This is a genomic window from Halomonas alimentaria (assembly GCF_009902005.1).
GTDB classification, from domain to species: Bacteria; Pseudomonadota; Gammaproteobacteria; order Pseudomonadales; family Halomonadaceae; genus Halomonas; species Halomonas alimentaria.
This window is the reverse complement of record NZ_WUTT01000001.1, coordinates 258,152-273,323: the sequence shown is the minus strand read 5'-3', so window position 1 is coordinate 273,323 and position 15,172 is coordinate 258,152. Positions and strand designations below refer to the sequence as shown.

The 15,172-nt window shown below is 68.6% G+C and carries 12 protein-coding genes; 10 read left to right on the top strand and 2 right to left on the bottom strand.

The annotated features are described in order from the left end of the window. Positions 1–186: 186 nt before the first annotated feature. Positions 187–2,703 carry a penicillin-binding protein 1A gene (locus GRB96_RS01295; RefSeq protein ID WP_161430092.1) on the top strand — a complete coding sequence of 839 codons (2,517 nt, stop codon included), beginning with the start codon at positions 187–189 and terminating at the stop codon, positions 2,701–2,703. A gap of 102 nt (positions 2,704–2,805) precedes the next feature. On the opposite strand, the gene GRB96_RS01290 is transcribed toward GRB96_RS01295, so the two are convergent. Together GRB96_RS01290 and rpmE are read right to left on the bottom strand one after the other, a co-directional pair. After that, entirely contained in the window at positions 2,806–4,074 is a 1,269-nt protein-coding gene (locus GRB96_RS01290; protein ID WP_161430091.1) for a malic enzyme-like NAD(P)-binding protein, read from the bottom strand. A 186-nt stretch (positions 4,075–4,260) separates the two neighbouring features. Beyond that, positions 4,261–4,473, bottom strand: a complete 213-nt coding sequence (gene rpmE / locus GRB96_RS01285; protein WP_161430090.1) for a 50S ribosomal protein L31 — start codon at positions 4,471–4,473, stop codon at positions 4,261–4,263. A 185-nt stretch (positions 4,474–4,658) separates the two neighbouring features. Between rpmE and GRB96_RS01280 the strand changes: the two genes are divergently transcribed. The 9 genes from GRB96_RS01280 to ubiB all read left to right on the top strand — a co-directional run bounded on the left by GRB96_RS01280 (position 4,659) and on the right by ubiB (position 15,149). Next, a complete protein-coding gene (locus tag GRB96_RS01280) occupies positions 4,659–6,893 on the top strand; it encodes a primosomal protein N' (protein WP_205743463.1) in 2,235 nt (744 codons plus the stop codon). Between the two features lie 150 nt (positions 6,894–7,043). Next, complete coding sequence (gene argS, locus GRB96_RS01275; RefSeq protein ID WP_161430088.1) at positions 7,044–8,729, top strand: arginine--tRNA ligase; 1,686 nt, start codon at positions 7,044–7,046, stop codon at positions 8,727–8,729. 3 nt (positions 8,730–8,732) lie between these two features. Continuing rightward, entirely contained in the window at positions 8,733–9,458 is a 726-nt protein-coding gene (locus tag GRB96_RS01270; protein ID WP_161430087.1) for an SPOR domain-containing protein, read from the top strand. A 148-nt stretch (positions 9,459–9,606) separates the two neighbouring features. Further along, positions 9,607–10,140, top strand: a complete 534-nt coding sequence (gene hslV / locus GRB96_RS01265; RefSeq protein WP_161430086.1) for an ATP-dependent protease subunit HslV — start codon at positions 9,607–9,609, stop codon at positions 10,138–10,140. 10 nt (positions 10,141–10,150) lie between these two features. Then, complete coding sequence (hslU, locus tag GRB96_RS01260; protein WP_161430085.1) at positions 10,151–11,473, top strand: ATP-dependent protease ATPase subunit HslU; 1,323 nt, start codon at positions 10,151–10,153, stop codon at positions 11,471–11,473. Positions 11,474–11,659: 186 nt separating this feature from the next. Then, on the top strand, positions 11,660–12,043 hold the full coding sequence (locus GRB96_RS01255; RefSeq protein WP_161430084.1) for a gamma-butyrobetaine hydroxylase family protein: 384 nt from the start codon (positions 11,660–11,662) through the stop codon (positions 12,041–12,043). 93 nt (positions 12,044–12,136) lie between these two features. Continuing rightward, positions 12,137–12,904: a bifunctional demethylmenaquinone methyltransferase/2-methoxy-6-polyprenyl-1,4-benzoquinol methylase UbiE gene (gene ubiE, locus GRB96_RS01250; protein ID WP_161430083.1), complete on the top strand. Its 768-nt coding sequence runs from the start codon at positions 12,137–12,139 to the stop codon at positions 12,902–12,904. Further along, the gene (locus tag GRB96_RS01245) at positions 12,904–13,527 is read left to right on the top strand and encodes a ubiquinone biosynthesis accessory factor UbiJ (RefSeq protein WP_161430082.1); all 624 of its coding nucleotides are present in this window, start codon (positions 12,904–12,906) and stop codon (positions 13,525–13,527) included. The genes ubiE and GRB96_RS01245 overlap by 1 nt, the downstream gene beginning before the upstream one ends. Next, complete coding sequence (ubiB, locus tag GRB96_RS01240; protein ID WP_161432957.1) at positions 13,527–15,149, top strand: ubiquinone biosynthesis regulatory protein kinase UbiB; 1,623 nt, start codon at positions 13,527–13,529, stop codon at positions 15,147–15,149. Before GRB96_RS01245 ends, ubiB begins: the two co-directional genes overlap by 1 nt. Positions 15,150–15,172: the final 23 nt, after the last annotated feature.

The following is a 15,172-nucleotide window of genomic DNA, read 5'->3' as shown; positions in this document are numbered from 1 at the left end:
CTCGATTGTTGTTCCCATCCTGTAGCATGAGGTTACATGATCTTGCCAATGGTCACACGGTAAACCTTGGGCTTGCACCGTCAACGCTGGTGACCCCCGCCCCGGCTTCCTATAATGGCCGCGCAACCGGATCTCTCGTCATCGCTTCACAACCGCTCCAGTTCCCTGCATGGACACCGCCACTTCATGACGTTTATCAGAACCCTGCTCTTCTCCCTGGCCTGGCTCACCGTCTCGCTGATCGCCGCGGCCGGGCTCGGCGTGGTGGGCGCCGCCCTCTATTTCGCTCCCGGGCTGCCCGACGTGCACCAGCTCCAGGACTTCGAGCTGCACTCACCGTTGCGCATCTATACCCGCGACGGCAAGCTGATCGGGGAGTACGGCGAGGAGCGTCGCCTGCCGATCGATCATGCCGAGATCCCCGAGGAGTTCATCCAGGCGCTGCTGGCCGCCGAGGATGACAGATTCTTTGAACATCGCGGCGTCGACCCCATGGGGCTGATGCGCGCGGCCGGCGAGCTGGTCGCCAGCGGCGGCGAGATCCAGTCCGGTGGCTCCACCATCACCATGCAGGTGGCGCGCAACTACCTGCTGACCCTGGACCGCACCTTTACCCGCAAGATCCGCGAGATCCTGCTGGCCCTACAGATGGAGCAGGTGCTCAGCAAGGAGGAGATCCTCGAGCTCTACGTCAACAAGATCTTCCTCGGCCATCGCGCCTACGGCATCGCCGCCGCCGCCGAGATCTACTACGACCGTCCGCTGGATGAGCTGACCCTGGCCGAGAAGGCGATGATCGCCGGCCTGCCCAAGGCGCCCTCCAGCTTCAACCCGCTGACCAACCCGGAGCGTGCGCTGATCCGCCGTAACTGGATCCTGTTCCGCATGCGCGATCTGGGGTATATCGACCAGGCTACCTACGACGAGGCCGTGCAGGCGCCGATCACCGCCGAGCGCCACGTGGCCCAGGCCGAGGTGGATGCCGACTATGTCGCCGAGATGGCCCGCCAGTATGCCGTGGACCGTTTCGGCGAGAGCGAGGCCTATACCGGGGGCTACAACATCACCACCACCCTGGACAGCGAGCTCCAGCCCATGGCGCGTCGTGCCCTGGCCCGCGGCCTGATCGACTATGACACCCGCCACGGCTGGCGTGGCCCGGAGGAGGAGGAGGTGCCCCAGAGCCTCGCCGAGGCGCAGGATCGCACCGAGCGCAGTGGCCTCGAGGAGGAGCTCGACGAATCCCCCGAGGTGCTGGAGACCGCGCGGCGCGCCGCCGAGCGCAGCGAGACCCGGGTCGAGGGCATCGACGGCGACGTCAGCAACTGGGTCCAGGTACTCGAGCGCACCCCGCGCTACGGCCTGCTCTACCCGGCCATCGTGGTGGAAAGCGAAGGGCGCCAGATGCGCGTACTGCTGCGCGACGGCGAGCTGCGTACCATCGAGTGGGACGGCCTCTCCTGGGCCCGCGAGTTCCGCAACGCCCAGTACCGCGGTCCGGAGCCCGGCTCGGCGGCCGAAATCGCCGGCCGCGGCGACCTGGTGCGCGTGATGGAGCGCGAGGACGGCAGCCTGCGCCTGGCCCAGCGCCCCGACGCCGAAGGCTCGCTGGTGGTGATGCACCCCGAGACCGGTGCCATCCTCGCCCTGCAGGGCGGCTTCGACTTCAACGCCAGCAAGTTCAACCGCGCCGTTCAGGCCCAGCGTCAGTCGGGCTCGATCTTCAAGCCCTTCATCTATCTGGCGGCACTCGAGAGCGGCACGATGACCGCCGCCAGCGTGGTCAATGATGCCCCAGTGGTGATCAACGACGGCAGCAACGAGCTGTGGCGCCCGGTCAACTCCAGTGGCGACTTCCTGGGCCCCATGCGCCTGCGCAACGCCCTGGCACGCTCGCGCAACCTGGTCACCATCCGCGTGCTGCGCGAGGTGGGCCTGAACGAGACCATCGGCTTCCTCGAGGGCTTCGGGTTCGAGGAGGCGCGCCTGCCCAACGGCCTCTCCCTGGCACTGGGCAGCGCCAGCCTGACGCCATTGGAGATGACCAACGCCTATGCGGTGCTGGCCAACGGCGGCTTCAAGGTCACCCCCTGGTTCGTCGAGCGTGTCGCCAAGGGCGAGACGACCCTGGAAGAGGCCAGCCCCGCCGTTGCCTGCCGCAACTGCTCCCCGGGGCAGGAGCAGGTGACGATCGATGGCAGGAGCTATCCGGTCGCCGCCCGGGTGGTGGACCCCATCAACCTCTATATCCTGCGCGACATGCTGCGCGACGTGATCGAGAACGGCACCGGGCGCCGCGCCCTGGAGCTGGGCCGCGAGGATATCGTCGGCAAGACCGGTACCACCAACGGCCAGCGCGATACCTGGTTCGCCGGCTTCAACAGCAACCTGGTGGCCACGGTCTGGCTGGGCAAGGATGACAACACCACCACCGCCGAGTACGGCGCCAGCGCCGCCCTGCCGATCTGGATGACCTTCATGGGGGAGGCCCTGGAGGGACAGCCCCCGGCGATGCCCGAACCGCCGGCAGAGCTGGTCACCGCCCAGATCGACCCCGATACCGGCAGGCGCCTGTCGAGCGGGGGCATCAGCGAGATCTTCCATCCCGACCACCTGCCCGGCACCCAGCCGCGCCGCGTGGAGCGCGAGGTGGAACAGCGCAGCGGCTCCCAGGGCACCGGCACCTACGAGGCGATCTTCTAGGCGGGCGACCCGCCAAGGAGGCAGTACCACAACAACGAGATCGGGGCCCAGCTGGGCCCCGATCTCGTTCTATCTCGCGCTATCCGGCTTGCTCACGCTGCGTCAGCCGCCGTAGACGTCGTCGACGGTCTTGAGCGGATAGTGAGAGGGGTAGGGCTTGCGCGCCACGCCGGAGTCCACGGCGGCCTGGGCCACCGCGGAGGCCACGCGGTCCAGCAGGCGCACATCGACCGGAGTGGGAATGATGTACTCGCGACCGAAGCTCATGCTCTCCATCTCGTAGGCCTCGAGCACCTCGCTGGGCACCGGCTCCCGAGCCAGATCCTTGAGGGCGTGCACCGCGGCCACCTTCATCTCCTCGTTGATGCGCGTGGCACGCACGTCCAGGGCGCCGCGGAAGATGAACGGGAAGCACAGCACGTTGTTGACCTGGTTGGGGTAGTCCGAACGCCCGGTTGCCATGATCACATCATCGCGGGTCTCGCGAGCGAGCTCCGGGTGAATCTCCGGGTCCGGGTTGGAGCAGGCAAACACCACCGGGTTGGGTGCCATCTTCTTGAGCTGCTCGGGTGAGAGCAGGTTGGGACCGGACAGGCCCAGGAACACGTCGGCACCCTCGATGGCGTCGCCCAGGGTACGCTTGTCGGTCTCCACGGCGAACATCGCCTTGTACTGGTTGAGATCCTCACGCCCAGTGTGGATCACCCCCTTGCGGTCAAGCATGTAGATATTCTCGGCACGCGCGCCGCAGCTGACCAGCAGCTTCATGCAGGCGATGGCGGCAGAACCGGCGCCCAGGCAGACGATCTTGGCCTCCTCGACCGACTTCCCGGCGATGGACAGGGCGTTGAGCGTGCCTGCCGTGGTGACGATGGCGGTGCCGTGCTGGTCGTCGTGGAACACCGGGATGCTGCACTGCTCGATGAGCGCCTGCTCGATCTCGAAGCACTCGGGGGCCTTGATGTCCTCGAGGTTGATGCCACCCCAGGTATCGGCAATGCGCGCCACGGTATCGATGAAGGCCTGGGGGCTCTCGGCGTTGACCTCGATATCCACGGAGTTGATGCCGGCGAAGCGCTTGAACAGGACACCCTTGCCTTCCATGACCGGCTTACTGGCCAGCGGCCCCAGGTTGCCCAGGCCGAGGATGGCGGTGCCATCGGAGATCACCGCTACCAGGTTGCCCTTGCCGGTGTAGCGATAGGCGTTCTCGGGGTCGCGAGCGATCTCGCGTACCGGCTCGGCCACGCCGGGGCTGTAGGCCAGGGCAAGATCCCTGGCGGTGGCGGTAGGCTTGGTCAGCTCGATGGAGAGCTTCCCGGGAATGGGCTTGGCGTGATAGTCCAGCGCTGCCTGTCTTGCGTCAGTCATGCTTGTGTCCGCTTGGGTAAAGTCGTGATCCAGAGTATAGAAAAAGTTTCCATATCTTTACAGCACCATGCGTGATGGCCGATTGGCGCTCATTGGGCGCCATTGTCGATATTGTTCAGGCCAGATACGCAAGAACCCGCCCAGTGGGCGGGTTCTTGGCACGCACGGCGTAGTGCCGCAACGCGATCAGCGCTTGAGCGCGGCGCCGAAGCGCTTGTTGAAGCGCTCGACGCGACCACCGGTGGTCGCCTGCTTCTGCTTGCCAGTATAGAAGGGGTGACACTGGGAGCAGACGTCCAGCTCCAGGTCGTGACCGGCAGTGGAGCCGACCTCGAAAGCAGCACCGCAGGAGCAGGTCGCCTTGATCGCCTTGTATTCGGGGTGGATACCTTGTTTCATCTTGAGCCTCGTTGCGCTGTATGCCGCCACCTGATCCGTTGCCAGGCACCGCATACGGTTGTCTGTCACCGGCTCGCAACGCGCTGTCGGTTGCCGAGCCATCATGGGAACTCACCGGACCCCCCGAAACGCCGACCAGGCGCCGGGGAGCGCAATATTCTACCAGACCCGTCGCCGGAGGCCAATTGCCCGAATCGCCCGCGCCACGCGTGCTGCGCGTCGCCATCCCCTCGCCGCTGCACCGCCTCTTCGACTATCGCCCGGCCCGCGAGGCACCCGCTTGTGGCTGGCAACCGGGCCTGCGCGTCAGGGTGTCCTTCGGACGCCGCGAGGTGGTCGGTATCGTGGTGGAGTGCCGCGACCGGGGCGAGCTGCCGCTATCCGACCTCAAGCCGGTGCTGGCCTGCCTGGACGACACCCCGCTGCCGGAAGACTGGCTGTGGCTATGCCGCTTCACCGCACGCTACTACCAGCACCCCTTGGGCGACACCCTGCACCAGGCGCTGCCGGTGCTGCTGCGCCAGGGCCGTGCGCTTGCCGCCCGCACCCGGGAGCGCTGGGCCCTCACCGCCGCGGGGCATGCCGCCGGCAGCGACGCCCTGCCCCGCGCTCCGCGCCAGGCGGCGCTGCTGGAGATGCTGCGCCAGCACCCCCATGGCCTGGCCAGCCAGGCGATCCTCGCCCAGTCCTTCAGCCGTGACCAGCTCAAGGCGCTGACCGCCAAGGGGCTCGTCGAGCGCCACGAGGAGCCACTTGCCGCCGCCCCCCAGCCCGATGCCGACCACCTGCTGGCCGACCCGGCGCTGCCGCTCAACCGCGAGCAGGCCCATGCCCTCTCGGCGCTGCACGAACGGCTCGATGCCTATCACCCCTGCCTGCTGGAAGGGGTCACCGGCAGCGGCAAGACCGAGGTCTACCTGCAGTTGATCGAGGCGGTGGTGGGCCGCGGACGCCAGGCGCTGGTGCTGGTGCCGGAGATCGGCCTGACTCCGCAAACCCTGGCACGCTTCCGTAAGCGCTTCCGGGTGCCGGTGGTGGCACTGCACTCGGGGCTCACCGATCACGAGCGCCTGGATGCCTGGGAGGCAGCCGCCAGCGGTCGGGCTCCCATCGTCATTGGCACACGTTCGGCGATCTTCACCCCCCTGGCCCGCCCCGGGGCGATCATCGTCGACGAGGAGCACGACAGTTCCTACAAGCAACAGGACGGACTGCGCTACCACGCCCGGGACCTCGCCGTGGCCCGCGCCCATCACCACGGCATCCCGCTGCTGCTGGGCAGCGCCACGCCCTCGCTGGAGAGCCTGGCCCGGGCGCGGCGTGGCGACTGGCGTCACCTGCCGCTGACCCGCCGCGCCACCCGCCACGCCCCCGCCGGCCTGGAACTGCTCGACCTGCGCGGGCGGCCCCGCCTGGGCGGCCTGGCGCCGCCGGCGCTGGAGGCGATTGCGGAGACACTCAAGGCCGGCCACCAGGTACTGGTGTTCATCAATCGCCGCGGGTTTGCCCCGACGCTGGCCTGTCACGCCTGCGGCTGGCTGGCCGAGTGCGACGCCTGCGACGCCCGCATGACCCTGCACCGCCAGCCGCCGCTGCTCGCCTGCCACCACTGCGATCGCCGCCGCGCCCTGCCGGAGAGCTGTCCCGAATGCGGCAGCATCGACCTGCGCCCCCTGGGCAGCGGCACCGAGCGCACCGAGGAGACCCTTGCCGGACGCTTCCCCAAGGTGCCGGTGCACCGCATCGACCGTGACAGCACCCGCCGTCGCGACGCCTTCGAGAACGCACTGGCCGAGGTGCGCCGCGGCGATCCCTGCCTGCTGGTGGGCACCCAGATGCTGGCCAAGGGGCACCACCTGCCCCATGTCACCCTGGTGGTGGTGGTCAACGCCGACGCCGGCCTCTATGCCAGCGACTTCCGCGCCCTGGAGCAGGGTGCGCAGCTGCTGGTGCAGGTGGCCGGCCGTGCCGGCCGCGCCGCCCATCCCGGGCGGGTGCTGGTGCAGACGATGCACCCCGATGACCCGCACCTGCGCCTGCTGGCCGAACGCGGCTATGCCGCCCTGGCCGACCAGCTGCTGGAGGAGCGTCGAGCCGCCGCCCTGCCGCCCTTCCGCTTCCTCGCCCTGCTGCGCCTGGAGAGCGCCAGGGAGGAGGCAGCCAGCGAGCTGGGCCGACGTGCCGCCACCGCCCTGCGCGGCTGGCTGGCCGAGCGTGAGCTTGCGGTGGACTGCCTGGGCCCGGTGCCGGCGCCCATGGAGCGACGCCAGGGCCGCTACCACCTGCAGCTGATGCTGAGTGCCGATAAGCGCAGCGCCCTGCATGAGGCCAGCGCCTGGCTCACCGCCTGGCTGGAGGCCACCCCCGAGGCGCGCCGGGTGCGCTGGTCGCTGGATATCGACCCGCAGACGCTTAGCTGACCCCCGCCCTTTAAAGCCGCCCCACAATTGCCGATAATGGCCGGCCATGCCCGCTCAGGGCTCCGTTTCCATGCCCACGCCGGGCCGAGTGCCTCTTCACCGCCGGTTCATCGGCCGCTCGGCCCGACGCCACAGGACATCCGACGCCCCATGAAAGAGACCATCGTTGCGCTGCTCGAGGACGCCCTCGACTCCCTCCGGCAGCAGGGCGTGCTGCCCGCCGACCTCGCCCCGACCATCAAGGTCGACCCGACAAAGGACAAGGCCCACGGCGACTACGCCACCAACCTGGCGCTGATGCTGGCCAAGCCCGCCGGTCGCAAGCCCCGCGAGCTGGCCGAGGCGCTGATCGGCGCGCTGCCCGAGAGCGAGGCGGTACAGAAGGTGGAGATCGCCGGCCCCGGCTTCGTCAACTTCTTCGCCGCCACCGACGCCGCCGCCCAGGTGGTCCGTCAGGTGCTCGACGCCGGCGACGCCTACGGGCGCAGCCTCGCCGGCCAGGGCCAGAAGGTGCAGGTGGAGTTCGTCTCCGCCAACCCCACCGGCCCCTTGCACGTCGGCCACGGCCGCGGCGCGGCCATCGGCGACTGCATCTGTCGCCTGCTGGAAGCGACCGGCTTCGACGTGACCCGCGAGTTCTACTACAACGATGCCGGCGCCCAGATCAGCAACCTGGCACTCTCGGTGCAGGCCCGGGCCAAGGGACTCGACCCCGAGGACGCCGGCTGGCCGGCGGATGGCTATCGTGGCGGCTACATCATCGACGTGGCCAATGCCTACCTCGATGGCGAGACCGTCCATGCCGACGACCGCCATGTCACCGCCAGCGGTGACCCGGACGACCTGGCAGCGATCCAGGAGTTCGCCGTGGCCTACCTGCGCCGCGAGCAGGACCTCGACCTCAAGGCCTTCGGCGTGCAGTTCGACGTCTACTTCCTGGAGTCCTCGCTCTACCGCGACGGCAAGGTGGAGGCGACCGTCGAGCGCCTGATCGAGAAGGGCCACACCTATGAACAGGACGGCGCCCTGTGGTTGCGCACCACCGACTTCGGGGACGACAAGGACCGGGTGATGCGCAAGTCCGACGGGCAATACACCTACTTCCTGCCCGACGTCGCCTACCACCTCGACAAGTGGCAACGCGGCTTCACCACGGTGATCAACGAGCAGGGCGCCGACCACCACTCCACCGTGACCCGGGTGCGCGCCGGCCTGCAGGCCCTGGAGGCCGGCATTCCGAAGGGCTGGCCCGACTATGTGCTGCACCAGATGGTGATGGTCACCCGCTCCGGGGTCGAGGTGAAGCTCTCCAAGCGCGCCGGCAGCTACGTCACCGTGCGCGACCTGATCGACGAGGTGGGCCGCGACGCCACGCGCTTCTTCCTGGCCGCGCGTCGGGCAGACTCCCAGCTCACCTTCGACATCGACCTGGCGCGCTCGCAGTCCAACGACAACCCGGTCTACTACGTGCAGTACGCCCACGCCCGGGTATGCAGCGTCGAGCGGAAGGCCCGCAGTGACGGCCAGCCCTTCGATCACGCCCTGGCCATGGCCAGCCTGGGTCGCCTGGAAGAGGACCAGGAGAAGGCGCTGCTGAACCGCCTGGCACGCTTCCCCGAGACGGTGGAGCACGCCGCGGCCGCCCGCGAGCCCCAGCAGATCGCCCAGTACCTGCTCGACCTGGCCGCCGACTTCCACACCTGCTACAACGCGGTGAAGGTGATGGTCGAAGACGACGACCTGCGCAACGCCCGCCTGGCGCTGGGCCTGGCCACGCGCCAGGTGCTGCGCAATGGCCTGGAGCTGATGGGAGTCGGCGCCCCGGAGGAAATGTAACTCATGGCGACTCGCAAGCAGCCCCCCAGGAAGCGCGGCGCCACCAACAGCCGACGCCAACCCGCCCGCAATGCGCGCCGCGAATGGCGCCTGCCCGGCTGGGTATGGGGCCTGGCCGGCCTGGTGGCCGGCTTCCTGCTCTCCCAGCACCAGCACGGGGTGGCGCCCTGGCAGGTCGAGGACTCGCCGCTGGCCACGGTGCTGCCGCGCAGCGCGCCGCCGGAGGCCGAGCCCGAGGCAGCGGCGGAGCCCAGCGAGCCGCCGATGCCCACCTTCGAGTTCTACACCCTGCTGCCGGAATCCGAAGTGATCGCGCCGGGTGGCGAGATGCCCGCCTCCACGGCGACCCCGCCGCCCCCGGCGGAAGAGACGGCTACCGACGATTCGGCGCCTGCCGACGACCCCATCGCCGAGGTGATCGCCGCCAACCTGGCCAGCGATCGCCAGACCAGCGACCCCGCCCGGCAACAGGCCGCCACCAGCGCCTCGGGTCAGCGCTACATGCTGCAGGCCGCCTCCTTCCGCGCGGCCGGCGATGCGCAGCAGCTGCGCAGCCGCCTGCGCGACTTCGGACTGCTGGCCCAGGTCAGCGAAGTGAAGGCGGGGGGCGGCGAGACCTGGCACCGAGTGCAGGTGGGTCCCTACGAGGACCGCCGCGAGCTGTCCCGGGCCCAGGACCTGATGGTCACCCAGGGCATCGAGCCGCTGCTCATCCAGCTCAACAACTGAGCCCGCCTCCCGCAGTGACACGCGCGGCCGCTTGAATTCCGGGCGGCGCGCCCGCACCTACTCCCTCCAGACAGATTCGTCACGACGCCCGGCTGGGCGTCGAAAGTCATCGGGAGCCGTTCATCCGCTCCCCCAAGGAGTCTCCTCCATGACCACGATCGTATCCGTGCGCCGCGGTGACCAGGTGGCGCTGGCCGGCGACGGCCAGGTATCGCTGGGCAATACCGTGATGAAGGGCAACGCCAGCAAGGTACGCCGCCTCTATCGCGGCGAGGTGCTGGCCGGCTTCGCCGGCGGTACCGCCGACGCATTCACCCTCTTCGAGCGCTTCGAGGCGCAGCTGGAGAAGTACCAGGGTAACCTGGTCAAGGCCGCCGTGGAGCTGGCCAAGGAGTGGCGCACCGACCGCGCCCTGCGCCGCCTGGAGGCGCTGCTCGCCGTGGCCAACAAGGACGCCTCCCTGATCATCACCGGCAACGGCGATGTGCTGGAGCCCGAGGGCGGCATCATCGCCATCGGCTCCGGCGGCAACTACGCCCTGGCCGCGGCCCGCGCCCTGCTCGAGAACACCGACCTCGGGGCCCGCGAGATCACCGAGAAGTCACTGGCGATCGCCGGCGATATCTGCGTGTTCACCAATCACAATGTCACCCTCGAGGAGCTGCCTGCCAAGGCGGGCTAAGGCCGATACCATGACCCAGATGACCCCCCGCGAGATCGTTCACGCCCTGGACCAGTACATCATCGGCCAGCAGGACGCCAAGCGCGCCGTGGCCATCGCCCTGCGCAACCGCTGGCGGCGCATGCAGCTCGAGGGCGACCTGCGCCAGGAAGTGACGCCCAAGAACATCCTCATGATCGGCCCCACCGGCGTCGGCAAGACCGAGATCGCCCGCCGCCTGGCCAAGCTGGCCCGCGCGCCCTTCATCAAGGTCGAGGCCACCAAGTTCACCGAGGTGGGCTATGTGGGCCGCGACGTGGAGTCGATCGTGCGCGACCTCACCGAGGCCGCCATCAAGCTGGTCCGTGAGCAGGCCAAGGAAGAGGTCGGCCATCGCGCCGCTGACGCCGCCGAGGAGCGCATCCTCGACGCCCTGCTGCCACCGCCGCGCGGCCAGGAGGAGGAGCCCCGCCAGGACAGCTCCACGCGCCAGATCTTCCGCAAGAAGCTGCGCGAGGGGCAGCTCGACGACAAGGAGATCGATATCGAGGTCTCCCAGCAGGGACCCAACGTCGACATCATGACCCCGCCGGGCATGGAGGAGATGACCAGCCAGCTGCAGAGCCTGTTCTCCGGCATGGGCAAGCAGAAGACCGAGACCCGCCGCGTGGCGGTCAAGGACGCCTTCGCCCTGCTGCGTGACGAGGAGGCCAGCAAGCTGGTCAACGAGGAGGAGATCAAGGCTCGCGCCATCGAGTCGGTGGAACAGAACGGCATCGTCTTCCTCGACGAGATCGACAAGGTCTGCAAGGGCGGTGGCCAGTCCAGCGGTGGGGAGGTCTCCCGCGAGGGCGTGCAGCGCGACCTGCTGCCGCTGATCGAGGGCTCCACGGTCTCCACCAAGTACGGCATGGTGAAGACCGACCATGTGCTGTTCATCGCCTCCGGCGCCTTCCACCTGTCGCGGCCGTCGGACCTGATCCCGGAACTGCAGGGTCGCCTGCCGATCCGTGTCGAGCTCAACGCCCTGACCCCGGACGACTTCAAGCGCATCCTCACCGAGCCCTCCGCGGCGCTGACCAAGCAGTACCAGGCGCTGCTGGCCACCGAGGGCCTGGAGATCGAGTTCACCACCGACGGCATCGAGCGCATCGCCGAGATCGCCTGGAAGGTCAACGAAGGCACCGAGAATATCGGCGCGCGCCGCCTGCACACCGTGATGGAGCGCCTGCTGGAAGAGGCCTCCTTCCGCGGCAGCGACATCGGCACCCCGCTGGTGATCGACGCCGCCTACGTCGACTCCCAGCTCGGCGAGCTGGCGATGGACGAGGACCTGTCGCGGTATATCCTGTAACCAAGCGGCACGCCGCGGGGCACAGTATGCCCCCAGCGGCTGCCCGCGGCGCCGGGGACAGGCCGTAGCGGAGGTCCTATGCCAGGGATGGCATCGGTAGCGCCCAGGGAGGGGTTCACAGCGCCTCCGCGAAGGCCTGTCACCGGGTCAGCCGCGTCCCCTAATGCCCAGATCCGGACGCCAACCATGCCAGCCCCCATTCCTACCAAGGTGCACTACCACAAGCAGGCCCGCGAGCTGGAGCTCGGCTATGCCGATGGCCAGAGCTACCGCCTCGCCATCGAATACCTGCGAGTCTTCTCTCCCTCAGCCGAGGTGCGCGGCCACGGCAAGGGCCAGGAGACCCTGCAGGTGGGCAAGAAGTTCGTCGGCCTCAAGGACATCACCCCCACCGGTCGCTACGCCCTCAAGCTGCACTTCGATGACGGCCACGACAGCGGCCTGTTCAGCTGGGACTACCTGAAGTGGCTGATCGACAATCGCGAGGCCAACTGGGCCGAGTACCTGGAGCGCCTGGAAGCGGCCGGCGCCAGCCGCGAGCCGCTGGGCATAGAAATCAGGCAGCTGTAACCCGCGTCAAGACAATCGCCGCCGCGGGAGGCTACAATGGCGCCCATCCGAGGCCTTGACCTCTCCCATGCAGCGATTCGGGAGCCCCATCGCATGAGCGCCAACCCCAGCTCCAGGGACAAGCAGACCACCGACTTCGGCTATCAGGAAGTTCCCCTCGAGGAGAAGGCCTCCCGGGTAGCCGATGTCTTCCACTCCGTGGCGGCCCGCTACGACGTCATGAACGACCTGATGTCGTTCGGCATCCACCGTCTGTGGAAGCGGCTGACCATCGAGCGCGCCGGGGTGCGCCCCGGCCACAGTGTGCTCGATATCGCCGGCGGCACCGGCGACCTGACGCTGAAGTTCTCGCGCCTGGTGGGCCCCCGCGGCCGTGTGGTACTGGCCGATATCAACGAGTCGATGCTGCGCGTCGGTCGTGACAAGCTGCTCGACCACGGCGTGGGCGGCAATGTCGAGTATGTCCAGGCCAATGCCGAGTGCCTGCCCTTCCCGGATAACACCTTCGATTGCATCACCATCGCCTTCGGCCTGCGCAATGTCACCGACAAGGATGCCGCGCTGCGCTCCATGGCCCGGGTGCTCAAGCCGGGTGGCCGCCTGCTGGTGCTGGAGTTCTCCAAGCCGGGCAACCCCCTGCTGACCAAGGCCTACGATGAGTACTCCTTCCGCCTGCTGCCGCGCATCGGCCAGGTGGTGGCCAGCGATGCCGACAGCTACCGCTACCTGGCCGAGTCGATTCGCATGCACCCCGACCAGGAGACGCTCAAGGGGATGATGGAGGCGGCCGGCCTGGAGCGGGTCGAGTACACCAACATGACCGGGGGCATCGTCGCCCTGCACCGCGGCATCAAATTATAATGTTATTGCTCGCCACCGCTGAGAGGACCCTGAACGCCCTGCTGGCCCGCGACCCGGCGGCACCTTCCCGCCTGGCCCGGCTGGCCGGCCAGCAGCTGTTGCTGCGCCTCGAGCAGCCCGAGCTGGCACTGGCCATCCACTTCCATGGCGGCGGCCTCGACCTGCTGCGCCCCGATGATACCGACGAGGCGGCCTATGATGCCGTGGTCGAGCTGGACGCCGAAACCCTCGGCGCCCTGCTGGGCGGAGCCTCGATGGAGCGGCTGATGTTCCAGGGGCGGCTGGCGGTTCGCGGCCGCATCCCGCTGCTGGAGGCGACCCGCGACCTGCTGCTCGACCTCGACCTGGACTGGGAGGGCGAGCTGGCCCGCTGGCTCGGCGATATCCCCGCCCACAGCCTGGCCGAGGGACTGCGTCGCCTGGGCCGCTTCGGTCTGCGCACCCGCGAGGAGTTCTGTGCCGACCTCTCCGAATACCTGGTCGAGGAGGCCCGTTTGCTGCCGGGCCGCCCCCAGCTCGAGGTGCTGCGTGACCACCTGACCGAGCTGGAAGTGGCCTCCGACCGCCTCGAGGCGCGCCTCGCCCGCCTGCATCGGCGCCTGGCGGACAGGGTGACGCCATGATCCTACTGCGTCTGCTGCGCATCCTGTGGGTGATCACCCGCTACCGTCTCGATACCCTGCTGCCCCACGAGCGCCTGCCCTGGCCACTGCGTCTCCTGTTCAAGCTCTCACCGCTGCGCCTGGTACCCATCGGCGAGCGCTCCCGGGGCGAGCGCCTGCGCCTGGCGCTGGAGTCGCTGGGGCCGATCTTCGTCAAGTTCGGCCAGGTGCTCTCCACCCGCCGCGACCTGCTGCCCGAGGACGTGGCCGACGAGCTCAAGCGCCTGCAGGACCAGGTGCCGCCCTTCCCCGGCAGCGAGGCCCGCGGCGTGGTGGAGGCGGAGCTGGGCCTGCCGGTGGCCGAGGCCTTCGCGCGCTTCGACGCCGAGCCCCTGGCCTCGGCCTCCATCGCCCAGGTCCACGGCGCCCGGCTGCACGGCGGCGAGGAGGTGGTGGTCAAGATCATCCGCCCCGGCATCGAACGGGTGATGCGTCAGGACATGGCCCTGCTCTACCGCTTCGCCCGCCTGTTGACCATCGTGCCCGAGGCGCGCCGCCTGCGTCCGGTGGAGGTCGTGCGCGACTACGAGACCACCCTGTTCGACGAGCTCGACCTGCACAAGGAGGCGGCCAACACCTCCCAGCTGAAGCGCAACTTCAAGGACTCGAGCCACCTCTATGTGCCAGCCATCCACTGGGAGCTGACCCGCCACCGGGTGATGGTCCAGGAGCGCATCTACGGCGTGCCGGTAGCCGATCTTGCCGCCCTCAGGGCCCAGGGCACCGACCTCAAGAAGCTCGCCGAACGTGGGGTGGAGATCTTCTTCACCCAGGTGTTCCGCGACAACTTCTTCCATGCCGACATGCACCCGGGCAACATCTTCGTCTCTCGCAAGCACCCCCATGACCCGCAGTATATCGGCATCGACTGCGGCATCGTCGGCAGCCTGACTCGCGAGGACCAGGACTACCTGGCCCGCAACCTGCTGGCCTTCTTCCATCAGGACTACTACGAGGTGGCGGCGCTGCATATCGAATCGGGCTGGGTCGGCGAGCATACCCGGGCCAACGAGTTCGCGGCGGCAGTACGTACCGTGTGCGAACCGATCCTCGAGAAGCCGCTCAAGGACATCTCCTTCGGCCAGGTGCTGCTGGGCCTGTTCCAGACCGCGCGGCGCTTCGACATGGAGGTGCAGCCGCAGCTGGTGCTGCTGCAGAAGACCCTGCTCAACATCGAGGGCCTGGGGCGCCAGCTCTACCCGGAACTGGACCTGTGGCAGACCGCCAAGCCCTACCTGGAGCGCTGGATGGAAGAGCGCGCCGGGGTGAAGGGCTTCTGGGCCTCGCTCAAGCGCCAGGCCCCGGAGCTCAGCCACCAGCTTCCCGAGCTGCCCTCCCTGGTCCACCAGGTGCTGTCCCAGGCCGAGCTGGAGAAACGCCAGCGCCGCCACCAGGGCGAGGCGCTCGGCGGCATCCAGCGCCATCTGGCTCACCAGGGCCGGCGCCACCGCCGGCTGCGCCTGGGACTGCTACTGGTCGTGCTGGCGGTGGCCTGGCAGCCGCTGGCCGAGTGGGCCGGCGGACAGCCATGGCCGGCGTTGGCCGCCGCGGCCATCGGCCTGGCCCTGCTGGCCTGGCACTGACCCAGTTTCATGCTCGCCTTTTC